The sequence below is a fragment of the Oceanobacillus sp. FSL K6-3682 genome, assembly GCF_037976165.1.
Taxonomy (GTDB): domain Bacteria; phylum Bacillota; class Bacilli; order Bacillales; family Amphibacillaceae; genus Oceanobacillus; species Oceanobacillus sojae.
In genome coordinates, this window is sequence record NZ_CP150263.1 from 2477339 (window position 1) to 2503979 (window position 26641).

A 26641-nucleotide genomic window follows, 5' to 3' on the forward strand; every position below is an offset into this window, starting at 1 on the left:
TCTGTTTAATAAAAAAAGGTTGATGTATTTTATGGATGCAATTGATAGAAACATTTTGAGAATATTACAGGAAAATGCGAAAATCTCTATGAAGGATTTAGCAAAAGCCGTTCATTTAACCTCTCCATCCGTCATTGAAAGAGTACGAAGATTAGAAGAACAGCAAATTATTGAGGGCTATCATGCGCATATCTCTTTAAAAAAGGTAAATCGTCCCATTACTGCACTTGTATTGTTTAAATCAACAGATTGTAAAGCATTATCTAATTTTTGTAATAATCATCCGGATGTGCTGGAGTGTTATAGAGTTGCCGGAGAGGTAAGCTATATTGCCAAATTAGCCACACATTCTGTGGAAAGCTTAGAACAATTTATTGATGATACGATGCAATATGGAACACCATCAACGAATATTGTACTATCTTCTCATGACAAGAAAGTAATTGACCCATTTGATATGAAAAAATAAAAAGTAACTAAGTGAAGAAGTTATACAAATTCTTCACTTAGTTACTTTTTTCACTAGTTTGTAGCTTTCCATTACCCAATAAATCCTAGTTATATTCATTTAAAAACTCTTCTATTTTTTGTCTGGTTGCTTGATTAGCTATACTGTCCCAGTTAGTGTCATAACTATGGTCAGAAAAAGGAAAATAGTAAGCTCGGTTATCTATATTATTTTCATCAAGTTTTTCATGCAATATCTCTATTTGCTCTTCAGGTACCACTTTATCTTTTAGACCTACAAATGAAACAGTGGGTGCAGATGATTCATTTACATACTGAATAGGAGACATTTGCTGATAACTTAGTTTGATTTCTTCTGTTTTTGGCTGGTCATCCATGAGTTGTTCTAGCAGTGGCTGAACAAATTCTTTACTATTATTTTTACCATAGAGCTGTAATAAATCCGATGGTCCATATAGATTAATAATAGAATTTATTTTCACTGTGGAGTCGGAATCCGTTTCTTTGGGAACAAGGCTGTTTTCCTTTAGTTCCGTGTACCCCGTTAATAAGGCTAGATGGCCTCCGGCAGAAGCTCCTATTAAATTAATTCTGTTTATATCTAAATGATATTCATCCGCATGTTCAACAATCCAGTTTAACGCTGCATGTGTATCTGAAATTTGTTTTTGCCACATATCGGGGCCGTTTTGACTGTATTCCACATTAAATACAACATACCCCTTCGAATTAAACCATTTGCTCCAAGAGGAAACCTCACTTTTATCTCCACTGCTCCATCCGCCGCCATGAATATTTACGATAACAGGACGATTTTCATCATTAACTTTCGTATCCCATACATCCAGTAATAAATCTTCATCTTCGGCAGTTTTATAAACAACATCTTCTTCTAGATCGGAATACGTATCTGTACCAGAAAAAGAGAATGTATAGTTATCCATCAATGCTGTTTCTGTACCAATACGATCTGCATAGTGTTTGTTTTGAATCCCGGAAAGAAGCGCTAATCCTAAAAAAGAAATACATACGACCGCCCAAACAATTTTTAAAAATAGTGCAGATTTTTTCCAAATAAGAAAGAGTAAAATAATGAAAGCCGCCACACCTAAAATTAATAATGCTAAAGGGAATGTAAGCAAGTAAAATGCAATCTGCCCTGAATACGTACCATATCCACTAGCAGAAAAGGAACGCCAAAGTAAAATAAACGTGCCTGTTAGTACTAATAAACTAGCAATAATACCAATTTTGTTGGAAATAGATTTAGATTTTGTAAATGTCATTTAGCTTCTCTCTTTCATTCGTTTATCTGAATAGCGATACCCCGAAAAGAGTTCTTTGAAACTAAAATCTGTTCATCATACTACTTTAAATAATTTAATGTTTACTTCTTAGTTGTGCTAAGCTGTGATTTTTGTCTGATAAGGTTCTTTACCTTTTTGCATTAACATGACAGGAAAGCATGTTTTGCAGATAAAGCACAAAAATTGCAGTCAACTTGTTAAGTTTAAACTGCATAGAACTGTTTTCGTGAACACAAATTTTAAATTAATGATGATAGTTACTTTTCCGCAGAATAACAGGAGTAACTGTCCCAACATAAAATGGCTGAGGCTCACCGACTATCTCCCCGCCCATTTTACATACTATATTTGCTGTTACCTCTCTTGCCTCCATGTAGATTTCATCAACTCCATCCGCAAATAAATCATCAAAGGATAATTGTGCTATTTTACTGCCAATACGATTCCCTCTGTGATCAGGATCTGTAACAAATCGCCCCCAATGTACAACATTATCCTCTTTCCATGCAGCAACAGCCCCTATAATCATATCATTGAATACAGCACACCAACATTGTGGTTTCTTTGATAAAAATGCTGATATAGCTTCCGAGGGTATCTTTTGTTCATCGTTAAATATTTTTATCTGCAAGTCTATAATTTGAGGAAAATCTTTTTTCTTTGCTTTACGAAACACTATATTTTCCAAATAATATACCACCTTCCACTTGAAAATAACTAACAAAGTTTTTGTTTATTTAGACTTGAAAGATCCATATTCTCAAGTTGTTTTAAATGGTTAATTTTTATGGCTACCATCTCCTCTGTTTTCTTTAATTCTTCCTGCTGCTTCTGAAGCTTTTTCTGATGTCCTTCTAAAATATCAATCCGTTCGGATAATACCTCTTTATCCCCTTTTGATAAATTCATCATTTCTTTCAAGTCAGTGATTGAAACATTTGCATCGCGCAAACAGGAAATCACTTCAATCCATGATAAATCATCCTCTGTATAGATTCGATAACCATTTTTATCCCGCTTCACGTTAGGTAAAAGCCTTTCTTCTTCGTAATAGCGTAAAGTATGTGGGGCAAGCTTTGCCTTTGCGGCTGCCTCTTTTATTTTATAAATCATGGCTCTTCTCCTTTTATTAATCTTTTAGCGTCGTATTCTTTGATTGTATCTTAGATCATTCATTTCTAAGATACAATCAATTGACACTTTCATTTAATAATAATTGAAGAATTTAAAAAGCTTTTTGAATAGTAGGTCTGACGATGATTTCATTTGTAGAAACTTCATCCGGCTCATTCACAGAATAAACAATGGCTTTTGCAATACTTTCTGGCTGCAGCCACACTTTACTCACCATTCCTTTTACAGCATCCTTTGTTTCTTCATGGGTTATCCCATTTGTAATTTCTGATTGAACAGCACCAGGAGAAATAATCGTGGTACGAATATTATTTTCACATTCCTCCTGTCGAAGCCCTTCTGTAATAGCTTTCACCGCAAATTTTGTTCCTGCATATACTGCGGCATTTTCTACGACAACATGAGCTAAGGCAGAAGCAACATTAATAATCTGCCCTTTTTTATTCTCTCTCATGGTAGGGAGAACAGCAGATATGCCATACAATACACCTTTGATATTAATATCTATCATTTCATCCCATTCATCCACTTTCTGTGCATGTAATGGAGAAACTGGCATAATACCTGCATTGTTAATAAGAACATCAATCGTTCCAAATTCGTCTAAAGCTAATTGAGCTAGTTCCTCTACTTGTTTGCTTGAAGTAACATCCGTTATTTTATAAACAGCTGTGCCTCCTGCTTCTTCAATGGCCTGTTTTATACTACTTAACCTTTCTTCACGTCTGGCTCCTAAAACTACCTTCGCACCGTGCTTTGCCAATAATTTTGCTGTATTTTCCCCGATTCCGCTGCTGGTGCCGGTTATGATAACTACTTTGTTTTGTATATTTTCCATGAAAATTCCTCCTCCTTTGTATTAGCTTGTATATCTAAGCTATAAATTGGAGTATAAACCTTCAAGTGAACCTGAAGGCAAGGGGAATTTCTTTAATAAGATTTTTGCAATAAAATAAACCCGACTAAATCAATGTCAGTCGGGTTGAAGTTTGATACTTGTTAACTAAATGGAGCAATGCTTTATGACAATTTCTCCATCTTTCACATTCGCTGTATTAAAGGACATCCCTCATTTTTCATACTCTCTTTTGCCGCTTCCACAACCTGCTGTAAATAATCAATTGTTGTTCCTTCTTGATTTATTTTAAGATACTGATAGTTTATCTTAATAGATTCATCAATAGTTTGTATTTTTTATCATTTTACAAACCTAAAACGTAGAACGAAGCAAGGGTACGCTTGAAGCTTTATCATGCTTGGATTTATCAGTTTTTATGTCTAATTATCAAAAAGTTGTTAAAAAATGTATTACATCAGATTAATCACATGGAATACAACACCAACTACGAATAATCCAAGAATCATCACGATTGGTGAAACCTTCTTCCTGAGCAGCCACATACAAAGTAGTGTCAGGATTAATCCGACCAGACCAGGAATCAAACTGTCTAAGTTGTCTTGTAGGGTCGTGACATCCGTTTGACTTAATGCCCTGCCCTCCGCCTGTTGTTGCAACGCGGTCTGGGTTCCTTCAGACCCCTCAGGCAAGTTATCCCAATCAATATAAGCACCTTCGCCGAGCTCAACTTCTGAAACGGTCGGGGTAAAGGCCACATTCACCCAACGGTTCACCAGTGCTCCAAGGATGAACATACCGAGTATGGATGCGCCGTGTTCATGGACATGCGTGAAGCATAGGATTCAATCACCATTGCTAAGTTTAACCCGGCAAAGATAGCCCATTTATCTTCATGGCCTTCCACCAAGCCGCTCGCCTGATTGAAAGGAGTTCCGCCCCAAAGATCGACTAAGAATAATACTTCATCTTGATTGTCAAAAGAAGCAATGGCTTCTTCCATTTTTGCCCTGATATCCTCAGGTCCTTCACTCGGCATCAATGTAACAGCTTTAACATTCTCCTGTTCTCCGAAGATCATTGCTCCAGATTGCAAGATGCCGGTAGCAAATTCACCGTGGCTGGCAATGATAATTCCTCCCTCACATTCAGTATAGAGCCTAAAGCTTCAACAAATGTTTAAAGCGCTTTCAAAATTAATAAAAAATATGAGTGAAAACGAGGCTTAAATAAAGATAGGGATATGAAAATATCCTTACTCTTCACTTTAATCACTACACTTCACTCATATCTAATGGACTCAGTAATATCTCAATATAAAGTGATTGTTCTAATAGCTCAGAATGAGTAATAGTTCTAATAGAAATAAAGTTATTAATAATTTACAAACTAGCATTAAATACAGTAATGCTCTGATTATTATCCACTTTTTCCTGTGTTCTCATCAGCCGTAAAATAACCGCTTTAAAAAATAGAGAAATTTCATATTTTTTATTGGGTTGAAAACTAGTCTATATCCATACCAATCCTACCAACCGTATTTTTTATATCCCCATTCTTTTTCAATATGTTCTTCTTTTTTTATAACAAGTGTTTCGTGAGGTATATCTTTTTCCACATTCAACCCAGGGTATAATGCACATTCACTTCCTACTTTCACTCCTGGGAAGAATATATTATTAATACCTGTTCTAGTATAGTCACCAATAAAAATTGCGTTTGAATAAATATCTGAATAAATTCTTCCATTTATTTTGTGTGTCTGTGGAGTATCATTAAATCTTACAATTCCGCATACACAGGCTGCAGCAATATCCACATATTGACCAATCACACCGTACATTTCGCTATAATGAATAGCTGAAATACCTTTCATGGTGACACCTTCTATTTCAGCATTATGCCCAATTCTGTTCTCACTGCCGATTACAGTATTTGGTTCAAGTTTTGCGTAATCTTTAACATATGAATTATTCCCTATCAAAACAGGTCCATTTATGATAGCTCCAGTATCAACGTTTACATTATCCCCGATAATTACATTGCCATTAATGGTCACATTTTTACCTATAGTTGAATTATCCCCTAATATAATATTACCGTTTATAGTTGATTCTTCAGAGATAAATGAATTATTTCCAATAGAATGACTATTTATCTCCTGAGTTAATGAGTTAAGATAATATGCATTCACGTTTAATATATCCCACGGGAATTGTAAATGATGCACTTCATCCTTAGCAAACACAGATTGAATCTTTTTTCCCTCTTTCAAATAATCATTCAAACCATTTTCGATAAATAACTGATTAGGAATTACGGATCCTGTCACACGTTGACTGAATCCATAATTCGTGCAAGAAATTGTTTCCAGAGCATGCTTATCCAACTTAAATAATCCCGCCACTTCAGAGTTAACATAGTGTTCACGAGCATGAGCCAAAAATTGATTTACTTGATTATTCTCTACATGAGCACCAATCATATCAATACTTTTTTGTCTTTTTTCTATTAGCAGAACACTGGTATCTTCCTCTGATTTCTCAAGAGATACTATATCCTGTACACTAATAAGAGAATTACCTTTTTGAATAATTGCTCCTTCCTTAAATATTTCAAGATTCTTCCGCAAAAAATCATCTAAATTTTGATTAGGTTCTATACAATTAATTTCTTGATATTTTTTTATAAGATTTCTTGTTTGATCTGGTTTATAATTAAGAAATACATAAATATCCGATTCCAATATACCAGCTTTTAATAATCTCTCTATTTGCCAAAGAATCATTTCCTTATTCAATATCGGGAGGCTATTAATTTGATAATGTTTATCAAAGGGAAACATCCTTGGCTCTATTTCAGTACATAATATAAAAGCTTTCATTGTTTTCCTCCTAATCTTATCTTTCTGTTTTTTATTAAATATAAAATAAAAATCCAAGATAAGCGGGTCCAGAGAATATAGAATTTGGTCAGATTTATTTATATACGGTATGCATCAAATAGTAATTTTTTGTTTGATACAGTGCAAACCCAACATTAAATGGTTTTCCATTCTCCATACAAGCAATTATTTTTGTATCGATCAACGGCGCTCCTTCTTCAACATTCAAAAACTCAGCTACTTTTGAATTAGCTAAGGTAGCACTAATACGCTGATCTACAAATTCGTAAGATATTCCTTGCTCATCTAGATATTCATAAATAGAATTTTCACAAATCTCGGCATTTAAATCTTTCACAATGGAAGCGTCAAAATATTCTACCTCGTAAATAACTGCTGCTTTATCAGCGTATCTAATTCGTTCAACCAGCCACAGTTCATCGCCGACAGCAATTTTCATATCTTCCGCTTGTACAGCATCCGCTTTTATTTTTTTCAATTCAAGTAATTTTGTAGAAGGTTCTATCCCCCTATTTTTCGCTTCGGAAGAAAAACCAATGCCAGCCTTGAATCCAAAAAATTTAGGTATTGGATTAACAAATGTTCCTATCCCCTTTTTTTTGGATAATATTTTCTCATTGACAAGTTCTTCGATTCCCCGTCTAACAGTTATTCTTGACACCGAAAGATTATTAGATAATTCTGATTCTGATTCAATAATTTGATGTGGTTGATAAATTCCTGCTTTAATTTTGCTTAGTATATAATTTTTTACAATCTCATATTTTGGTGCGTTATTAGCCATGTTAAATATCCTCTCAATCTGTTATAATCTGTTGTTATTATATCATCAGAAAGAATATTAATCATTTGGTGTGTTATTTCCAATATCCGTAATATTGATTGAAAAGCCTATCATTGTATTCGTCAGCTCCGTCTAAATTCGAGCTTTTAAACACAGGTATTTCTAACTCGGCTTCTTTTAAGCGTGAAATAACGCCAATAATAATTGCTTGTGAAATTCCAATTCCAGTAAAATCAGATGTAGGTCCTAACCCCGTATCTACCCCTTCCATGTAATAGGCAGCATCTCCTTTTGGTGCATGGTTATCAATAGTGACATCGGCAATTTCATAAATATTTTTTCCAGACTTATGCCGAGAAGAAACCGATTGAGAGTGCTCCATAGATGTCAATGCAATCACATTAGCCCCCAGCTTTTTAGCTTCCATACACATTTCTATCGATATGTTATTTCGGCCCGACTGAGAAACGACCATAATTGAATCTCCTGCTTCAACTTTATAAAGCGTTAACATATTCTTAGCATACCCATCTAATCGTTCCATATATGTGCTTTTATTCGGCATTTGATGCAACATTAATTCAGGCGGAAGAATACCCTTCACATAAGCCAGTCCTCCAGCTCTAATATAAATTTCCTCTGCCACCATATGAGAATGACCTGATCCAAAAACATAAAAACGACCGCCGTCTTTACAGCTGTTAAAAATTAACTCTGCAGCCTTATTAATTGCTTCATCTTCATTTTCTATGACTTGTTGCCACGTATTACTCAAATAATTCAAGAATTTTGTAACTTCGTTTTTAACAGTCATTTTATCCCCCCTTTTATTATTATACACTCATATTATCATAACCTGTTATAACATGCAAAGAGTTCGACGTATTCTTCTATTTTGTTAATTAATTTCTCTGCCTCGCCTGCTTTAAAAAAGCTGCTTTGCGCCTCATACATATTCGCTTTATATAACTCCTTTTCTGCAAAATAAAATAAATAATCATTTGTCAGACTGAAAATGAAAGCATGATAGTTGTTTCTCAATTTCTCTGTTAAATTAGAAGTTATTTCTCCAGGGATAAAGATAATTAATTGATCATCGAATGCACCTATCCAAAAAGGTACTTTAAGTGAAGAAATATCACTTAAGGATTCCTTCATTTTGATAGCAGCACGCTTTCCTTCAATTTTTACTTGAATTAATTTTCTTTCTTTTTCACTGTATGTCTTATTTAACTTCTGTTTTAATTTTTCTTTAGAAATCTGTTCTTCTTTTTTAGAAATAGTACTGACATCTTTTGTTTCTAATCTTATTGATTTTTCTTCAAAAGAAAATCGTCCTAATGTTTCTTTTTCTTTTATATATGCTTTCTCTCTTATAAACTGACTATATAATGCATTGCTAAAAAAACTAGATTGCCTGAAACTTTGTTCCTCTCTCGTAAATCGTGTACTGATATTTGCACTGCTCCCATTAATAAAACTTACTAAATCAAAAGCTTCATTCATCTTTTCATAAAAACCTGAAAGAAAGTCTGCTGAAATTAAGTAATTACTAGATGGCAAAACAGTAGGATGACAAGCATAATTAACGATAGCTGTTTTACTTGTATCCGTAGTAATTTCAAATACGGTCATTGTCTGGTCTATTTTTTTTGAAGGCTGATGTCTATCTGTTGCAATTTCTTGAATATTTGTTTTACTTATACTGTAGCGAAACGACTTCATTTTATTTTTACTCCATACTATTGATTTAGTTATTAACAAAATAAGATGCTCCTCTAGGAAATTATCGTATTCTCCAAAAATCCCCATTAAGCCTCTCTTAAATTGCTTATTTGTATCAATCATTCCGCTGGGCCCCGAATGAGTATGAGTTGCAAAAAGAAATAAATCAAATGTATAAGAATCATTTATGAAATTTTCTTTAATTATTTTTTTAATTTTACAGTGTAATGTGCTATCAATGCCCACTACATCGAGTGAAATAAAAAATAAGTAATGGTGATTAGATTCATCCAAAAAAGTATGCGTTTTAACAAACAGTGGGTCATGTTCTCCTTGGCATTCTCTAACAGGATAATATCCGCTTAATTTCTTCACTTTTAGAAAATCTACTTTCTTTTCTGAAAAACCATATAGAATTGCCATTAATATTCCTCCTCAAAACAAATTGTTACTTATTATAATATGTTATAAATACATGCAATTCAACGATTAAAAGGATATAAAAATAATGGCAGTCCAGTATAAGATATAAAATATCACGTCATTTCAGTAAAAAAGGTGCTCTCTTATTTTTCATTAACAGATTCGTTCTAATTGATCTCTCGGCATATATTCTGTAAATTCATCCAAGCAACTAGATACATCATCAGCAAAAAATGATTCTAATCAATGATGACCAGAATCATTTTTAAATTAATTTTAATCAGTTATGCCTGTAACTGCAGCTGTTCCAGTGTCATCTTCATCTGCTCTTATTATTAAAATAATGGATGCGCTGCTTCTATTTTGTGTCCGCCTCTTTTTATCACAACATTTTATTCAAATAAAAAGACCGCCTGATAAAAATAAGCGCAACTGCCACAAACAACCCGGCAATCCAGCTTAAGTTAACAATATCCATATTCTGAATAATAATTCCTCCTAGAGCAGAACCAAACATCATTCCCACATTCATTAATGCGGTATTAAAACTGATTACTGTTTCAGATGACTCGGGTCTCAGTGAAACTAAATATAATTGCTTTGCCGGCGTTGTTGTCCAGGTTGCTACACCCCAAACCGCTAAGGTGATAAATACACCTATCGTTGAATATTGGGTAAATGCCAGTACAAATAAGGCAGCAATATGAATACATAAACTGAGAGATATGGTTCGATTTGGCCCCCATTTGTCTACCGCATATCCTCCAAAACGTGATCCAATAAAAGCAAAGGTGCCTAAAACAAATAAGGCAATACTTGTCATCTTTATAGAAAATCCGGCTGTACTGCTTAACAATGGAGCGATGTAGGCGAACACCATAGTATATCCTAAAATCCAAAAAATTGTGGTCATCAACCCGGAAAGAACCCGCTTGTCTTTAATAATTTGCAGCTGTTGTTTAAACGGCAGTGATGGGTTTCCTTCGATAGCCGGCAGTAATTTGTAAAGTCCGGCTAACAAAAGAACTGTACCAAGCGCAATGATAAGAAAAACGTAACGCCAATCAACATATCCAGCTAAAAATGTTCCTATTGGCACCCCGAGTACCAAGGAAATCGTAAAACCAGTAAGAACCGTCGCCATGGCACTTCCCTTTCTTTCAGGAGCTGCAATTTGAGCCGCATAATTAGTAGCTATGACAATAAACAGTCCCCCACTCATTGCCTGAACAACTCTGGCTGCCATAAGAACGGCAAAATGATAGCTGAAAAATGCTATCAAATTTCCTGCAACGACCATAGAAATGGCAAATAAAAGTACTTTTTTACGGTCAAATTTAGAAGTTAACATGACCAGTACCAATGCCCCGACGGCATAAGATAGCGCATAAATCGTGATCAACTGACCGGCCGTTGATATAGACACGCCCAAATCAAAAGAAATCAGCTCTAATATTCCAGAAACAACAAATTCCCCTGTTCCTGTTACAAATGCTCCCAAAGCTAAAAGTATAATTGTAAATTGATTCTTCCTGTTTTTCATTTTCTATGTTTCTCCCTTCTTTGAACATTGTTTTTATTGTAAGTCCCGTGTTAATATAAGTAAAACTCGATTTTTTAATAAGGGAGATGAGTAAAAACTCATGAGCATTGTTCGCTTTGAAATCATTGCAAAAGTAGTTGAGTCGGGGAGCTTTACAGCCACTGCTAAAAAACTAAATATGACACAATCAGCAGTAAGCCACGCTGTAGCCAGTCTGGAGACTGAATTGGGCGCTTCTCTGTTAATCCGCGACCGTAAAAAAGGAATTACTCTTACAGATGTAGGCCAAAAAGTTCTTCCTCATATTAGAGAAATACTGAGAAGAATGGAAAGTATCCATCAGGAAGTTGCATTAGCAACCAATTTAGAAACTGGAATGATTCGTGTGGGAACATTTGCAAGTGCTTCTTCCTGTTTGTTACCGAAATTGCTCGCAAAGTTTCAGAAAAAACATCCTAAAATAGAATTTAAGTTTTATGAAGGAACCTATGAAGAAATTATCGATTGGCTGAGTTCAGGTATTATCGACATCGGTTTTGTTGTAAAAGGAAAGTCAAATTCAGGTTTTGACTTGGTTCCTTTGATAAAAGACAACATGGTGGTAGCTTATCATCCAGAACACCCCTTCCATTCAAAAGGAACGGTGGATATGAATGATTTAAAAGACCAGCCTTTTATTATGCCGACAGGAATGTATCAATCTCATGTAGAAGAGTTGTTTGAAGAAGCACAAATAAAACCTCCTATCCGTTTCGAAGTGCATGATTGTACAACGATTGCTAATATGGTACAGGAAGGTCTCGGCATTACGATTGGTCCAGAATTATTCTTAAAGACACAGCAGAATATAAAAATCAGTAACTTGAATATTAAAAACACACGTGAAGTGACACTTGCCTGTCAGTCCATTGAAAATGCTTCACCTGCAGTAAAGGAATTCTTACGTGTAGCGAAAGATGTTTTTGAATGAAGACAAAATGTTTATGGTATTTATTGAATGGTATAAATACAAAAAGAAGCTATCTTCAAATGAAAATTAAGATAGCTTCTTTCATCTCGCTAGAAAAGGTTCATTGTCGCGAATTAATTACTTACTCCTCATTAGGCGGTATAGCTCGCCTTATAAAAAGTGAAAATATCAAACCCACTAAAGCAAAACAACTACCCACTTTAAAAGCAAACTGTATCCCGGCAACGACTGTATCTTCCTGCCCCCCGATAATGCCCGATGTACTTGGGTAAAGGTTTTGCCCTACACTCATCATCGTGACATAAAAGGCGATACCAGTTGCACCTGCAATTTGCTGTAATGTATTGAAAATAGCAGTACCATGTGAATAATACTTAGCAGGAAGCTGGTTTAATCCATTTGTCTGTGCCGGCATGATAATCATGGCAATGGCAATCATCACTAACGTGTAGAGCAATATAAACATGAGTATCGAAGTTGCAGTGTTTACTTTGGTGAATAACTGTAAACCAATTACTAACAAAATCATTCCTGGTATCACTAAAATTTTTGGACCGAATTTATCGAATATCCGGCCTATAAATGGAGAGATAGCCCCATTTATAATTGCACCCGGCAATAAAATAAGACCAGCAGCAACGGTACTGACACCAAGTGCATTCTCGAAAAGGAATGGAAGTAAAATAATCGTTGAAAATTGTGTCATCATGCCGATAAATAGGAGAAGAGCAGCCAATGAAAACATAGGATGTCTAAAGGTCCGCATTTCAAGCATGGGCGTTGCTGACTTTAATTGCCTCCATACAAAACCTGAAAGACATACAAGACCAACACAAAGTGAAATATATACACTTGGATTCAGCCAGCTTACAGATTCATCACCAGCAAAACTAAGTCCAAAAACAATGCCGCCAAATCCAAAAATGGAAAAAAGAATAGAACGAATATCTATTTTTGGCCTTGTAACAGTTGTCACATTATCTAATACGAATATGGAGCTAATCAATACAAGAAAGATAAGTGGCAGCATCATGAAAAAGAGCCATCTCCAGTTCAAAAAATCTAATATGACTCCTGAAAGTGGCGGTCCTATAGCTGGGGCGACCATGATGACTAAACCAATAAACCCCATAACAGTACCTCTTTTTTTCGCAGGATAGAGCATGAGCAAAGTGTGCATCATTAATGGAAGTAACAAAGCAGTACCCATAGCCTGAAAGAATCTCCCGATAAATAAATATGGCAAAGCAGCAGCTAAACCAGAAACAAGACTTCCTACAGAAAATAAAACAAGGGATCCAATAAATAATTGTCTTGTTGTAAACCACTGAATCATCAGAGAAGATACAGGAATAAACACTCCCATGATCAACATATATCCTGTAACTACCCATTGAACAGTCGAAGGAGCAGCATCCATCTCATTTACGAGCACAGGAATCGCTAAATTTAAAAGTGTTTCATTTAAAAGGGTGAAGAACACTCCGGTTAATAGAATAACCATGATTAAAAATCTTTTTTCTTTTGGTATCTCTTTAGAAATATTTTTTGTCATATAAACCAACCTTTTTGTCACAATATATTTTCAAATCGTGTTGTCAACTCTAAAATTGTATTTTATGACGTATGACCTTTTAATCAACAAAAAGCCATGAGGAAATATACTCCCCATAGCTTCATTTCAAATTTAGCAAGCAAAAAGAAGAGCATGAAAAGCTCTCCTTAAACCAAATTTATATCACGATGGATAAGAGGTGGTTTCACTGTTTTTGTTCCCCTATCAAGTTGTTAAAAAAGGACATACGTATCCTGTTAACAACTGAAGCAGCAAACTTTGCACGATTCAAAAACAGATATTCTGTCCAAAATTCATGCGTAAATACAGTGAGATTTAACATCTCTTTCCACCTCCTTTTCCGTATACTCTGTCTTAAAGTGTAAAAGTTTCAAAATAATTTTTCAAGACATAAATACTATTTTATTAATAATAAATGCTTAAATACAGCATTATTGAATATAAGAGTATTACTTTATCAAATTGAAGAATAGTGCTTGGTCTTATATTTATACCAGATTCCGAGGGCCCTATTCCTTATATAAGGAATAGGGCCCTCGGATTTTGACTCATTTTTTATACCGCTCCTTCTCTTAGGGGTTGATATTGTCTTTTGTCTAAAAGTGTTTTATGAATTATCCAGATTAAGTATTTCTCCCTTCCTCTTGCTGCATAATATCTAATAAGCAATCAGAAATACGTTTCTGTACTTCATCCTCACCATCCCCACCAAATTGAACAAAAAAATCTCTATATGGAAGTGCTGGATTCAAATATTCATGCTCCCCTTCAAAACAGCCAAAATTCCATTCTTTCAATCCTTTTATTCGTTTATAAGGCAGATCTGTCACTAGTTCCAGAGAGTATCGCAGGCCCGCTCAGATGTGGAACTATAAGCAGCATCTAGTTCAATATTTTGTTTCTTAAAATACCCTTCGGCAATCCGCGCCTGCTCTACACTGTTTTCGGTTAATGGAGAGTCACACCATCCTTGAATCTTTTTCATTTGATTAAAAAATGTTTTTCCATGTCTCATTAAGTATAAATATTGTTTTGACACAATTGTTCTTCAATAATCTTTTACGGAATACAGTTTACCAAATATTGTATCTATTTCACTAATTCAATTTGGCTGTTTGAATCTTTTTAATATATGCTCAGGATTACTGGATTTAAGGATTAATATTTGCTCTGAAACAAATGTATGATGTAACTTTCTCTTAAGATAGCTTATGTGGAGCAGTATAGATTAAATGTTGTTGCTACCTTTAATCTAATAGCAACATTTGTCATGATGGTAAAAGAAAGTGTTGGCTATGTTTGTTTTACCTTTTGATAAGCTGATTAATACGAAAGAGGTCGTAATATTTGTACTCGCCCCTTAGATCAAAAACATTATTAATGTTCAAGCCAATTCCTGTAGTTCTAAGGAATACATTGGTATAGGCGCTAACCACCGAGCACAAAAATAGTTCCGGCCATTCTTTTTAATGGACTGGAACTATTTTTAATTTAGATCAGTTAATTTGCTTCAAATGTCTCAATTAAATCTACAAAAGCATCTACAAAAGACTGGAGAAATTGAATAGTGCTGTCATTATTAATTTTTCCAGTCTCATCTAACAGTGTCGCAACATTTGCTAAATATGCTTCTGGCTGCTGTACGACAGGCATGTTAAAAAACACGAGCGACTGCCGTAAATGATGGTTGGCACCAAATCCACTCAAGTTACTTGGTGAGTTACTGATAATTGCTGCTGGTTTATCATTCCAAACGCTATCTTCTTTAGGGCGGGAACCAATATCAATGGCATTTTTTAATACACCAGGCACGGAACGGTTATACTCCGGTGTTACAAATAAAACAGCATCAAATTCTTTCATTTTTTCTCGGAAGGTTGTCCAATGATGAGGAGGGTTACCCTCATCATCAAAGTCTTGGTTGTATAATGGCAAATCTCCAATCGGAATAATTTCTGTTTCAAATTTATCCGGAAATAACCCCATTACATTTTTTGCAACCTTCCTGGAAAATGACTCTTTCCGTAATGATCCTATTAATACTGCAATTTTTGTCATTTTTAACACACTCCTATTTTGTTATTAAACTGAAGTATATCCTGCTTGTATATTTTCAAGTGAATAATTATGCTCCATACAAACCATGAAATGAAAAATGGACCTAAATATATATTTTAAGGTGTAAATCTTTTTGCTTCACTATATTCAGGGTAATCTAATTTATTTGGATTGTAGCTTATTAACTCAATCAGCATACCCCATGGAGCACGTCCATAAACAAATTCCCCTGCTCCATTTTCCACATCTCCTAATAGCTCGCCTGGTTCCGTTAATAGTTCCCCGCCTGCTTCAACAAAATAATCAGCTGATTGCTGGATATCATCAACATAAAATGCAAAGTGCTGTACTCCCAGGTCAGAAGCAATAACTGGCTCTCTTTGCTCTGTATTTTTAAAATTAAAAAGCTCTAAGCTGGAGCCATTACCAAAAGAAAGAATACGGATATGAATAACCTTTGCCCCTTTTTTAAGACCTAATGTTTTTTCCACATCCTCTCCCTGCTGTGGTTCATCACCTAATTTCTTATTATCGTAGGAAATTTTTGCGTGAAAAGCTTTTTTGAAAAATGTAGTAGCTTCTTCAATATCTGGGACTGTAACTCCGATATGATCAATGCCGCTTGTTAAATTTGCCATGATAAAATCACTCCTTTTATTAAATGAACTAATATCTTTATATTAACTTATAGTATTTGCGAGTGCATACATATTAAAGGGGGGCTGGTTCTTAGTCAAGTGATAAAGTGCATTCTCTTTAATAGATACTTTTAAAATTTCAACTTGAACCTATTAATTTTTTCAGAAAACATATATGCTAGATATGTATTTTCGGCGAAGATAACTTAAATATTGATAAATTAATGGAATATGTTTTCAGGAGGAGAAAGAAACATGTCTACCCTGCCAAATAAATCGAGACGTGCTGTAATCACTGCTCTTGCCAATGAAATTGTCTCATTAAATCTAGACCATCCGACAAGGGTTGCTATAGATGGCCGATCTGCTGCGGGGAAAACTACATTATCCGATGAGCTGGCTGAAGCTATCCGCGAATAAACCCGTGTAGTTTTCCAGTCTTCCATCGATCATTTCCATTACCCTGAACATAAAAATCGCTCGCAGCAAGGAGATTGGACGGTGCAAGCTTATTATGATTATGGATTCGATTATACTTCGTTTGCCAACTTCGTATTGGAGCCTCTTGGATCTGAAGGAAATCGAAAATGCCGAACGTCTCTTTGGGATTCATTCCATGACAAGGAGATCACAGATCAATGGCATACTGCAGGAAATAAGATATTGTTATTATATTTCTTCTGCATCCAGAGCTTATTAATTACTGGGACTATGTAATTTGGCTGGATATTGATAACGAAACCATGGTGAATCGAGCTGTGCAAAGAGATATAGCTTGGGTTAACTCGGCTCAGGTTGTTGAAGAGAAATACCGGCAATTTTGGATTCCCATGCACAAACATTATGAGCAGCAGACATCAGCACCTGATCATACTCATGCCTTTATCGATAATAAAATTTTCACTGAGCCTAAGCTTTTACGTCTATCAAAATAATTACCTGCAGACTGCTGATTTTCTATTTCAAGCCTTTCCATCAGCAGGTACATCCAAAAGCAGAGTACGCTTTATCTGATTAAGGAATTAACTTTCTACCAATCTTAGAGAGTCTATGCTCTTGGAAGCATAAATAAACAGATAATAAAATAAAAATGAAAGTTTAGGCTAATAACATTATGATTATGTTATGGAAGAAAGGAGATTATAAATGACAAACAATAAATGGGATGAACTATATAATAATCAGGAATACCGATACGGAAAAGACCCTAATGTCTTTGTTCAATCAATGTTACCCGGTCAACCTCCTTCTGATCTATTAACTCTGGCAGAGGGAGAAGGACGTAATGCCGTCTATGCAGCTGAATTGGGGCATCAGGTTACTGCCTGGGATTATTCTTCCGTTGCCTTGAACAAATTACAGCGGCTTGCTGATGAAAGAAGTGTAGAGGTAAAAACAGAGTTAGTAGATCTAACACAAAATAGCCCTTTTAGAGAAAATCAATGGGATGTAGTATTGAATGTTTTTGGTCATATTGGAGATGCTTCTGTCCGTCAGCGTTTAATGAAAGGAATCAAAAAAACACTTCGCCCGGGTGGAATCTATATCATGGAGGTTCGCTCTGATCGTCAGCTTCCTTACCGGACTGATGGCGGAAAAGACTCCAGTCGCTTATACTCGCCATATGAAGTACTTGATATTTTTACAGACTGGAAAATCAAGCATTTTTATTATGGTGAAGTGGAACGTTTTGAAGGTAAATCACACAATGGACTGGGGCACGTTATTCAACTCGCAGCTTATAAAACTCTATAATTTAATTGATCACATTTATTTATTTTACTTTCTATTTCTTCTATTATAGGATGTTAGAAATGAAGCAGCCTGATACCAATGTTTTGAGGTAACAGGCTGCTTTTTTGTGGTAAAGTTATGAATAACATTATAAATCTGTAATCTAGTTTTCAGAGTTAATATGTCCACACTTTAGCTTGAAGTTCTTGTACTCCAAATTCAAGTGCATCATCTAAATCTTCCATGTAAATATCCAAATGGCCATTTGTAATTGCGCTTCCCCGATCTTCACACACGTAAGTTTCATTCAGATCTGAGATATGTATTTTTGTTCCAAAAGGAAGAGATTGCGGACATGCAATTGTTTTACCTTCTTCTACCTCTTCACCAGACGCCGTTATACCATAGGCAGGGTCGCCAGGTTCTTTTCCGGTAGATTCAGGTCCAGCTGTATAGGCTGTAACAGTAAAAGAAGCTCCAGTTTCATCTGGTATTTTTATTGTTTGTCCAGCTTCAATATAGGCAGGATCCGATATGGATGGATTTGCTGCAATGACAGCATTTACATCTACTTGATAGTTTTGGGCAATACGGTATACATTATCTCCTGATTTTACTTCATAATTCTTCTCAGCAGCTGCTGTCCCTGCAAAGAGTACGAATCCAACCAAAGAAAAAATGATTAAAGAAATATACTTGATAATAACAACTCCCTTTCTATGTAATAACTACTATCTACCCTTCTTTTTAACTTGTAAACGCAAATTCTATCTATCTGAACATTTTTAATTTAATTGTAAAGAAAATGAAAAAAATGAAATATTTCTTCATTGCGTTAATTATTTTCCGTAATAGTAAGTTTGATAACTACTTGTCATCCCCCTTTTATATCTCTGATTAACGATTTTTTTATAAAATTCTTCGTAGATTTTACTGCTTCAAAGGTTTGTATCACAGCCTAAATCTACTGTATTTTTTATCAAATCAAAAAAGAAAGGAAAGAAAAATCTTCCCGTTAACCCGGACAAATAAGATTTTTCTTTCCTCTATTCTTTATTTTTCGCATATATAATAAGAAATCAGTTTTGTATAATTACAGGATTTCTTATGACCTATAACAAAAGAGAAGGAATCTCTATCAAGTCTCTATATGTTGGTTGGGGGGTAACACAATGAGTGATCTGATTAATCCACAGAATAATTTGATAGAGAAACCCCTTTCTGTAATGATAATGATAATCATTATCACATTAGTTGTCAATACCTAATTGCAATATTATTTATTTTAATAAGCAGTTTGATTCGTTCACTAATTGATTATTGTATGAATTATTGGGGAAATATGCATAAATCTATTCATAAAAATGCCGTCTTCTTCACAGTTGAAGACGGCATTTTGTGAATAATCATAGTGTAACAAAACTTAGATAAAAGGATACTATGCTGGATGGTGCTGTACAAAGACTTCAAATATTGATAATTCCGTTCCAAGGATTGGACTATCTTCTTTTTCTTCTTTATTCTGTGATTCATGAGCTTTTCTTGTTTCTCTGCTTTCTCTCCAAACCTCAAAAGAAGCGTGATCATCCCACGTTGTGCAAACCTGCAGCTCATCATACTCTGCTGTATTTTCTTTTATCAAGACTTCCATAAATACAAATCCATCAAATGTGTGTACTGCCTTAGCTTTTTGGAATAATGCTGCGACCTCATTTACCTTTCCTTTTTTTACTCGTAATGTGTTAACGACTTTAATCATTATGCACAGCCTCCTATGATTTAGATAAAAATCTATGTTTATATTCTAATACCACTTCTGCCTGTTTTCCACCTATTCGGGTGTGCCAAAAATACGGTATACCATGAGAAACCCTTGCTTGAAACGCACTTGGCTGATTTCCAACAATACTTTGAACAATAAATAAGCAGCTTTATAGAAATTATTATTCAATATTGACAAATATATCATCGATATTTGGAATTTCTTTAATCACGCCGTATTCTTTTAACCAATTCGCTGTTTTTTCCCATGAAGCTCTTTCCTGTGTACCAAAACCCTGCTCTGAATCCATTTTTGGTAATAAAATAGTTAAGCTCTCTGTTTCAATTTCTTTTTCCAGGGGAAAGTTTACTTCATCCTGATAATCCAGCAGGATTTGCAGTGCTTCTTCCTCATTTTCAACCATGAAATCGTATCCCTTACGCGCAGCGCGCCAAAACGCTTCAATATTTTCTCGCTCGGCATCCCATGTTTCATCACTTGTCACAGCGACAATTTCGTAAAAATCAGGCACCCCGTAATCTACTGGATCAATAAAATCAATTGCATGCCCTTCACTGCGTAAGACTGGCACTTCATGATTCACATACATGCCACTCACTGCATCGACCTGCTCAGAAATAAGTGAAGAACCTAATTCAAATTCTACATTTATCATATCTACTTTTTCATAATCTCCGCCGTCATGCTCGACCATTGTTTTAACAATTGCCTCATTTACAGGAATTCCAGGGTAACCTACCTGCCTCCCTTCTAATTCTTTCGGCGATTCTATCGGATCATTGGAACGGGAAACAATCCGGTTTAACGGCTCACGAACGACAGCAGCCACAGACTTAACAGGAATATCTTCATTTGCTCTTGCTGCAATCACATCGGGCTGGTAATATAACCCCATTGTCACCTTGCCTGAAGCCGCAAGTGTCAGAGGGTCTGTTGGATTTGCCGGGAATTGAATATCAACTTCAATCCCTTCTTCCTCAAAATAACCCTTCTCTTCTGCTACGTATAGATAACTATGTACGGCATTCGGATACCAATCAAGCATAATAGAAACAGTATTTGTCCCGTTTACTTTTTTATTATCCTCTGCATTTGATTCTTCATTTCCACAAGCGCTTAGAATTGTAAAGCCTATCAGAATACTAACTATTGCTGTTAATTTATTCATACTAAGATCTTCTCCATTTCAATATATATTTTTCTAGCAAAACAACTGTAATAAATAATATAATTCCAATTAAAGAGAGAACGACTATAGGTGCAAAGACCCCTGCTCCATTAAATTGTGTCATCATCCGCCGGCTAAAATAACCTAGGCCAGCCTGTGCACCGAGCCACTCTCCAATTGCAGCGCCAATCACACTCATGGGGACGGCTACTTTTAACCCTGAAAAGAAAGAAGGCAGTGCAGATGGAACCTCCAGCTTGAAAAAAAGCTGTCTTTTAGATGCGCCAAGTGTTTGAAATAACTCTTTCAGTTCTTTACTTGTTGATCGAAAACCATCGAATGTACTGACGGTAATAGGAAAAAAGGTAATGATAATTGTAACGATGACTTTGCTCCAGATGGAATATCCGAACCAAAGTACAAAAATAGGTGCCAGTGCAATAATAGGAATGGTTTGTGATGTAATTAAAATAGGATAAATGGCTTGCTCTAATGTTTTTGATATATTCATACTGATTGCTAGGATAATTCCAAGTACTAATGAAATACCGAGGCCAATTGCAATAACAGCCAGTGTAACAGGAAGATGATGCAGCAGAAGCTCCGCTTTCAATTCCCATAGCTTTATCGCAATTTCAGTCGGCGCCGGTAAAATAAATGGTGTATTAACAAACCTCGCTCCTGCTTCCCATATAAATAAAAATATTGTGATTAAAATAATAGAATAAAGATAATTTTTCATTGATTACACCCTCATCCGAAATTGATCCAGCAGATTATTTTTTAGCTCCGTCACTTCTTTATTTCCTAAATCCTGTTGCCGTCTTGGACGTTCCAAAGGCACTTCGATCTCTTTAAATGTTGTAAAAGGTGTATCAGTAATGACAAAAATGCGGTCAGACAAAAATAATGCTTCTGTAATATCATGTGTTATAAATAAAATAGTAGATTGCTGCTCTTTCCATTGTTCTAATAGCCATTCCTGCATAAATAACCTGTTCATCGCATCCAAAGCTGAAAAAGGTTCGTCCAGCAATAGCACATTAGAACCGGATAAAGTAGCTCTTAAAAAGGAAACACGCTGGCGCATCCCACCGGATAGTTCATGCGGATATTTATTCTCGTATCCTTTTAAACCAAACGCCTCCAGCAAGCTATCGACAGCTCTTCTATCGAGACGACTTTCTTTGTGCAGTTCTAACGGAAGAACTGCATTTTGCTGAACTGTACGCCAAGGCATTAATAAATCCTGTTGAGGCATATACCCAACTTTTCCTGAACGGTCGGTTACTTGTTTTTCATTTAAATAGATAGATCCACCGGTCAGTTCTTCCAGCCCGACAATAAGACGAAATATGGTTGATTTTCCTGAGCCGCTTGCACCGATAATACTTACAAATTCACCATCTGCAACAGAAAGATTCATGTTTTTTAAAATGGGAATCTCCCCTGCATCATTTTTATAATGGAAATCGACATTTTTAAACTGAAGTGCTAATTTATTATTTTGTTCTCTCATCCTTCGTTTTCACCCTCTTTCTGATAAAAAGTATAAGTTTATTTCTTAATAACACTTGTTAATAGATTGAATATGCACGCCTCCCTTCAAACAAAAATACCCCGGACACGAAGCCCAGGGTACACACATTTCCATATGATAGAAATTACTTTGCATGTTCCCTACGCTGGTCTCAACCAGATCAGGTTCTAAGGGTCTTTATCTTATGGATACTATCTCAACCAGCAACACTGGTCCCCCTACATTCTTATTAAATTGTATCTCTTACTATTTGAATCTACTGTAAGAGCATTAAAAAACCCACTCAACAAATATTGATGAATGGGAAATGAGTACATAACTAGATTATTACCTACTTAAGTAAACCTCACTTCCCTACGTTAGTGTTAACTAAATCAGGTTCCAAGGGTCAAGTTTCCTTTCTCAGCAATAAAATTGCTCCCCTAGCGATTATAGAAATATGAAATTTAGAATTAATAGTTTACCTGTAAGTGCTGATTAAATAGCATGATGCATTCATAGCGTTATTTTCAGCGGTATCCTTTATAATCAGGGTGTATTATGGTTTTTATTCTTGAAACGAATACACTACAGCATGCTATAAGAAAGAAGTAAAATACTTAAGGCTTATTTAAGCATATATCATTTAAAAATGCAAACCATGCCTGACACTACAATATTAGCGTCAGGCTGGTTCCTGTCATTATTGGTACTTATTAATAGGACGAGATCATTATCTCTCCACATTTCTTCTATTCATTTATTACCCTATTGTTTCATCCACATCGGTTCTAACATATTCCCATCAATATCAGATACCTCCAAGCCATACATTTGCTCTTCCGGCACCCCCATATCAACACGATAAGCATCGCCGCCATTTTCTTTTGCTAATTGTCCAAATTCTTTGACTGCTTCAGCGCTTTCCATGCCGAAACAAATTAAAGCAGCATTTTCTTTTTGTGTATCGGCAATCTTCTTATTTTTGAGGAACTGTTGATAAAAAGAATGTTCTAACAACATGATATAAAAATTTTCGTCCCAGACCATACAGCTTGCATGAACATCAGAAAAGTCATCGTTCTTTGTAAATCCAATTTTTTCGTAAAAATTAGTGGCATCTGCTACATTCTTGACTGGAAAGTTAACAAAAATCATTGTACTCATTAAAACGCCTCCTTTTTATTAGTTTACTATAAATGAATAAGAAAAGCTTCTTCTCGATTGCTCAATAGTTTTTCTTTTATTTAATAAATTCTCGGTATAAGCCATTACCTATTTTCTTTTTCAGAATAAATAAGGCTTCTTGATTTCTCCTGGTGTGTTTTCCCCTGCATCTTATATTAGACATTTTTTCATACATAATATTGAAATTTCTTGCCTAATAGGTAAAAATATATTAAAATGACCACAGGTCAAAATTGACTATGGGTCAAATAAAGGAGGTTTTATTCATGTCACAAAGAATGGATAAAATATTTCATGATAGAAATACTACCATTCTAAATAATGCAGAGAAACTATTTAGACTAAAAGGTTTTGATAACGTAACGATGAATGACATAGCGAAAGAATCTAATATTGCAAAGGGTACGTTATATTTGCATTTTAAATCAAAGGAGGAATTACTTTTTAATATTTTGATACCTAAATTAAAAGAATTTAATGCCAAAGTGGAACTTATCGATAAAAAAGAAGAACTTACAAGTGATAAAATCAAAAAAATAATCACGTATGGATTTGATAGTGACTTTTTTGATTTTACTAAGAATCATTTTCTTTATATGCATCAATTATTTAATGTACAATACTATAATGAATTAAATGCAGTTATTGATAAGATCATAAAGAATTTTTCTCTAATCATACAAAATGGAAAAGAAATAAACGAGGTAAACTCTTCTTTGCCTAATAACTATTTATCCCATCAATTGATGCACGTTTTTGACCCTCAAATTTATTTTAGTTTAGTTGAAATTGAAAAAAATACAAAAGAAAGTTTTGTACGCAACACGATTACTTTTTACTTAAATGTATTACATGTGGCTAATAAAGGAGACTAATAATATGGATTTAAAATTAAAAAATAAAAAAGCACTTATTACCGGGTCAACGAAAGGAATAGGAAAGGCAATAGCTTATGAACTTGCAAAAGAAGGTGCGGATGTTTTGGTCAACGGCAGAAGCAATGAGGAAGCAGAATTGGTTGTTCATGACATAAAGCAAAAACATCCAGAAACTAATCCTCAAAATGCCTTTGGTAATCTATTGAACAAGGATGATAGAGAAAATATCTGTAATAATCATCCTGATGTAGATATTCTTGTGAATAATTTAGGCGTATACGAAATGATGAACTATGAAGAAATCACTGATGAAGTCTGGAAAAAATATTTCGATACCAATTTCCTCGTTGCTGATAATATGTCTAGATTTTATTTAGAAAAAATGCAGAGTAAAAATTTTGGCAGAATTATTTTTATTGCCAGCGAAGAAGCTGTTATGCCTTCTGGAAATATGCCGCAGTATGCTGTGACCAAATCAATGATTTTATCTTTATCTAAATCATTATCCTTTTTAACCAAAGGCAAAGAAGTAACAATTAATACTATTATGCCCGGGCCCACATTATCAGAGAATGTTGAAAACATACTCAAAGATATGAATGATACCTCCAGTAAATCTTTCGAACAAATTGAAAAAGACTTTGTATTGTCTAATTTACCTGATTCATATATTGAAAGGTTTATCCGTCCTTTTGAGATAGGAAGAATGGTTGCATTTTTAAGCAGCCCATACTCTGGTGCCATGAAAGGTACCGCGGTTCGAATGGATGGTGGTTTAATACCTTCTATTTATTAATTCAACAGTAAAAAGGGCAGCGAAATGCTGCTCCTTTTACTATTTATTAATATTTTTCAGTCAGTTACATTGCTATAAATTATAGAAAATACTTGCGAATATTTTATTTAAATTCAACTAGATTATGTGGTATATAAGGCTCTTTCAAACAAGCGATATCTTCCTCTTGAAATGCGATAGCTAAAGCTTATGCCAGCAAGATCAATTTTTGAGCGCGAAGTTTGTACATCGAACTTTCTTGTAAGCTTTCTTATTGCAAAAGGACTACAAGGCGTTACTGCAATGCTTTCTGATTTACAATTAGGTAGCATTTCTCTTTCGTCTTCACAATAAATTAATTCAACGGTTTGGTGAACTAAGAAAGTTAATTCCCGATATCAACCAAATGATTTTAATCAATCATTTATATGAGCTGAAAAACTGTCGTACTGTCAAATGCACCGTCTGTCCAATTATGCCTCCTCATGGTTCTTTTCAGGCAACACAGTCAATTGAATTAAGACAGATTTCTTGCCTGGTGATGCATCTGCTGTGTCGTTTGAACTGTCTTTACAGCCGTGGCAGGGTTTTCTCCTGTATTTGTATTAAGAAAAATAAAATTCTGGGAACTGGAAGTAATTGACAAATGAATTCGATGTCCCTTTTTAAGTATCTAACAGTTTGTTTTCTCCATTTGCTCTCAGCTCTCACTATTTTAAACCACATATTATACGCTTCTTTTAACTCATGCGCTCTTTTTAAATCCTCCGATAACCGTTGATAACGCTCCAAATACCAGCACTGATTTTTCTGTCAGATCTTTTTTATAAAATACATGCCTTATTCGTTTGCACTTCTTCCGGTCATAGTCGTGAAATTCTCTTTGCACACAAATTCGAACACACTCCAGCGCCTAATAAATATACCTGGTAAAGTGAAACCGGTCGGCTAAGATAATCGGAAAATTCAATGCCCTGCTTACCGCAGCTTTAAATGAATGACTCATATTCATGACAACAACTTCCACGCTATCTCCATGTTCTTTTAAGTACGCTACTAATGTATCCTTTTCCCGGTCCGGAAGAATTTCTAATGGTTTATGACGGATTGGATCAGCGATGATTGTTTGATACTTCTTATTGCCTGCAACTCTTTTATACTCATCAATCGCAATCGCTTTTGGCTTCAATCAAAATACAGAATTTAAAT

Annotated in this window: 26 protein-coding genes, 3 pseudogenes and 2 riboswitches; of the genes and pseudogenes, 6 read left to right on the forward strand and 23 right to left on the reverse strand. The window is 35.0% G+C overall.

The window, feature by feature from the left end:
* The first annotated feature begins 31 nt into the window (after window positions 1-31).
* The gene (locus MHH51_RS12350) at window positions 32-469 is read left to right on the forward strand and encodes an Lrp/AsnC family transcriptional regulator (protein ID WP_339282204.1); all 438 of its coding nucleotides are present in this window, start codon (window positions 32-34) and stop codon (window positions 467-469) included.
* A gap of 85 nt (window positions 470-554) precedes the next feature.
* On the opposite strand, the gene MHH51_RS12355 is transcribed toward MHH51_RS12350, so the two are convergent.
* From MHH51_RS12355 to MHH51_RS12405, 11 genes and pseudogenes are all read right to left on the reverse strand, one after another.
* Window positions 555-1754: an alpha/beta hydrolase gene (locus tag MHH51_RS12355; protein WP_339282205.1), complete on the reverse strand. Its 1200-nt coding sequence runs from the start codon at window positions 1752-1754 to the stop codon at window positions 555-557.
* A gap of 265 nt (window positions 1755-2019) precedes the next feature.
* Window positions 2020-2463 carry a GNAT family N-acetyltransferase gene (locus tag MHH51_RS12360; RefSeq protein ID WP_339282206.1) on the reverse strand — a complete coding sequence of 148 codons (444 nt, stop codon included), beginning with the start codon at window positions 2461-2463 and terminating at the stop codon, window positions 2020-2022.
* A 29-nt stretch (window positions 2464-2492) separates the two neighbouring features.
* Window positions 2493-2888: a MerR family transcriptional regulator gene (locus MHH51_RS12365; protein WP_339282207.1), complete on the reverse strand. Its 396-nt coding sequence runs from the start codon at window positions 2886-2888 to the stop codon at window positions 2493-2495.
* Window positions 2889-3000: 112 nt separating this feature from the next.
* Entirely contained in the window at window positions 3001-3747 is a 747-nt protein-coding gene (locus tag MHH51_RS12370) for an SDR family oxidoreductase (protein WP_339282208.1), read from the reverse strand.
* A gap of 470 nt (window positions 3748-4217) precedes the next feature.
* Window positions 4218-4580, reverse strand: a pseudogene (locus tag MHH51_RS12375) (PTS system mannose/fructose/sorbose family transporter subunit IID); the annotation flags it as partial.
* Window positions 4574-4900, reverse strand: a pseudogene (locus tag MHH51_RS12380) (PTS sugar transporter subunit IIA); the annotation flags it as partial. The pseudogenes MHH51_RS12380 and MHH51_RS12375, both read right to left, overlap by 7 nt.
* A 393-nt stretch (window positions 4901-5293) precedes the next feature.
* Entirely contained in the window at window positions 5294-6649 is a 1356-nt protein-coding gene (locus MHH51_RS12385) for a hypothetical protein (RefSeq protein ID WP_147212125.1), read from the reverse strand.
* A gap of 94 nt (window positions 6650-6743) precedes the next feature.
* Window positions 6744-7454 carry a GntR family transcriptional regulator gene (locus MHH51_RS12390; protein WP_156985319.1) on the reverse strand — a complete coding sequence of 237 codons (711 nt, stop codon included), beginning with the start codon at window positions 7452-7454 and terminating at the stop codon, window positions 6744-6746.
* Window positions 7455-7527: 73 nt separating this feature from the next.
* Window positions 7528-8268, reverse strand: a complete 741-nt coding sequence (locus MHH51_RS12395; protein WP_156985318.1) for an SIS domain-containing protein — start codon at window positions 8266-8268, stop codon at window positions 7528-7530.
* Window positions 8269-8303: 35 nt separating this feature from the next.
* Complete coding sequence (locus MHH51_RS12400) at window positions 8304-9602, reverse strand: neutral/alkaline non-lysosomal ceramidase N-terminal domain-containing protein (RefSeq protein WP_339282209.1); 1299 nt, start codon at window positions 9600-9602, stop codon at window positions 8304-8306.
* A gap of 382 nt (window positions 9603-9984) precedes the next feature.
* Entirely contained in the window at window positions 9985-11145 is a 1161-nt protein-coding gene (locus tag MHH51_RS12405) for an MFS transporter (protein ID WP_339282210.1), read from the reverse strand.
* A 100-nt stretch (window positions 11146-11245) separates the two neighbouring features.
* Here MHH51_RS12405 and MHH51_RS12410 point away from each other — a divergent pair, with 100 nt between their 5' ends.
* Window positions 11246-12115 carry a LysR family transcriptional regulator gene (locus tag MHH51_RS12410; protein WP_156985315.1) on the forward strand — a complete coding sequence of 290 codons (870 nt, stop codon included), beginning with the start codon at window positions 11246-11248 and terminating at the stop codon, window positions 12113-12115.
* A gap of 121 nt (window positions 12116-12236) precedes the next feature.
* Here the strand turns inward: MHH51_RS12410 and MHH51_RS12415 are convergent, their stop codons facing one another.
* The 5 genes and pseudogenes from MHH51_RS12415 to MHH51_RS12435 form a co-directional block, all read right to left on the reverse strand.
* Window positions 12237-13670: a DHA2 family efflux MFS transporter permease subunit gene (locus tag MHH51_RS12415; RefSeq protein WP_156985314.1), complete on the reverse strand. Its 1434-nt coding sequence runs from the start codon at window positions 13668-13670 to the stop codon at window positions 12237-12239.
* 205 nt (window positions 13671-13875) lie between these two features.
* Window positions 13876-14013: an RAxF-45 family protein gene (locus tag MHH51_RS12420; RefSeq protein WP_281289861.1), complete on the reverse strand. Its 138-nt coding sequence runs from the start codon at window positions 14011-14013 to the stop codon at window positions 13876-13878.
* A 352-nt stretch (window positions 14014-14365) separates the two neighbouring features.
* Window positions 14366-14706 (reverse strand): annotated as a pseudogene (locus tag MHH51_RS12425) (histidine phosphatase family protein); the annotation flags it as partial.
* Window positions 14707-15191: 485 nt separating this feature from the next.
* Complete coding sequence (locus tag MHH51_RS12430; RefSeq protein WP_156985313.1) at window positions 15192-15749, reverse strand: NAD(P)H-dependent oxidoreductase; 558 nt, start codon at window positions 15747-15749, stop codon at window positions 15192-15194.
* Window positions 15750-15865: 116 nt separating this feature from the next.
* Window positions 15866-16387, reverse strand: coding sequence for a VOC family protein (locus MHH51_RS12435; RefSeq protein WP_147212118.1), 522 nt, complete (start codon window positions 16385-16387; stop codon window positions 15866-15868).
* A 255-nt stretch (window positions 16388-16642) separates the two neighbouring features.
* On the opposite strand from MHH51_RS12435, the gene MHH51_RS12440 reads away from it, so the two are divergent.
* Together MHH51_RS12440 and MHH51_RS12445 are read left to right on the forward strand one after the other, a co-directional pair.
* A complete protein-coding gene (locus MHH51_RS12440) occupies window positions 16643-16807 on the forward strand; it encodes a hypothetical protein (protein ID WP_186813712.1) in 165 nt (54 codons plus the stop codon).
* Window positions 16808-17533: 726 nt separating this feature from the next.
* The gene (locus tag MHH51_RS12445) at window positions 17534-18142 is read left to right on the forward strand and encodes a class I SAM-dependent methyltransferase (protein ID WP_339282211.1); all 609 of its coding nucleotides are present in this window, start codon (window positions 17534-17536) and stop codon (window positions 18140-18142) included.
* Window positions 18143-18297: 155 nt separating this feature from the next.
* On the opposite strand, the gene MHH51_RS12450 is transcribed toward MHH51_RS12445, so the two are convergent.
* The 6 genes from MHH51_RS12450 to MHH51_RS12475 form a co-directional block, all read right to left on the reverse strand.
* A complete protein-coding gene (locus tag MHH51_RS12450) occupies window positions 18298-18792 on the reverse strand; it encodes a LysM peptidoglycan-binding domain-containing protein (protein WP_147212115.1) in 495 nt (164 codons plus the stop codon).
* Window positions 18793-19559: 767 nt separating this feature from the next.
* Window positions 19560-19880, reverse strand: a complete 321-nt coding sequence (locus tag MHH51_RS12455) for an antibiotic biosynthesis monooxygenase (RefSeq protein WP_147212114.1) — start codon at window positions 19878-19880, stop codon at window positions 19560-19562.
* A gap of 184 nt (window positions 19881-20064) precedes the next feature.
* Window positions 20065-21072, reverse strand: coding sequence for an ABC transporter substrate-binding protein (locus MHH51_RS12460; RefSeq protein WP_339282212.1), 1008 nt, complete (start codon window positions 21070-21072; stop codon window positions 20065-20067).
* A gap of 1 nt (window position 21073) precedes the next feature.
* Complete coding sequence (locus MHH51_RS12465; RefSeq protein ID WP_339282213.1) at window positions 21074-21814, reverse strand: ABC transporter permease; 741 nt, start codon at window positions 21812-21814, stop codon at window positions 21074-21076.
* Window positions 21815-21817: 3 nt separating this feature from the next.
* Complete coding sequence (locus MHH51_RS12470; protein WP_339282214.1) at window positions 21818-22591, reverse strand: ABC transporter ATP-binding protein; 774 nt, start codon at window positions 22589-22591, stop codon at window positions 21818-21820.
* Between the two features lie 141 nt (window positions 22592-22732).
* A riboswitch (TPP riboswitch) is annotated at window positions 22733-22842 on the reverse strand.
* A gap of 104 nt (window positions 22843-22946) precedes the next feature.
* A riboswitch (TPP riboswitch) is annotated at window positions 22947-23046 on the reverse strand.
* Between the two features lie 313 nt (window positions 23047-23359).
* On the reverse strand, window positions 23360-23758 hold the full coding sequence (locus MHH51_RS12475; protein WP_156985306.1) for a glyoxalase: 399 nt from the start codon (window positions 23756-23758) through the stop codon (window positions 23360-23362).
* Window positions 23759-24045: 287 nt separating this feature from the next.
* Between MHH51_RS12475 and MHH51_RS12480 the strand changes: the two genes are divergently transcribed.
* A complete protein-coding gene (locus tag MHH51_RS12480) occupies window positions 24046-24654 on the forward strand; it encodes a TetR/AcrR family transcriptional regulator (protein ID WP_339282215.1) in 609 nt (202 codons plus the stop codon).
* 4 nt (window positions 24655-24658) lie between these two features.
* Entirely contained in the window at window positions 24659-25453 is a 795-nt protein-coding gene (locus tag MHH51_RS12485) for an SDR family oxidoreductase (RefSeq protein WP_339282216.1), read from the forward strand.
* 892 nt (window positions 25454-26345) lie between these two features.
* On the opposite strand, the gene MHH51_RS12490 is transcribed toward MHH51_RS12485, so the two are convergent.
* On the reverse strand, window positions 26346-26621 hold the full coding sequence (locus MHH51_RS12490) for a transposase (protein ID WP_339282217.1): 276 nt from the start codon (window positions 26619-26621) through the stop codon (window positions 26346-26348).
* Window positions 26622-26641: the final 20 nt, after the last annotated feature.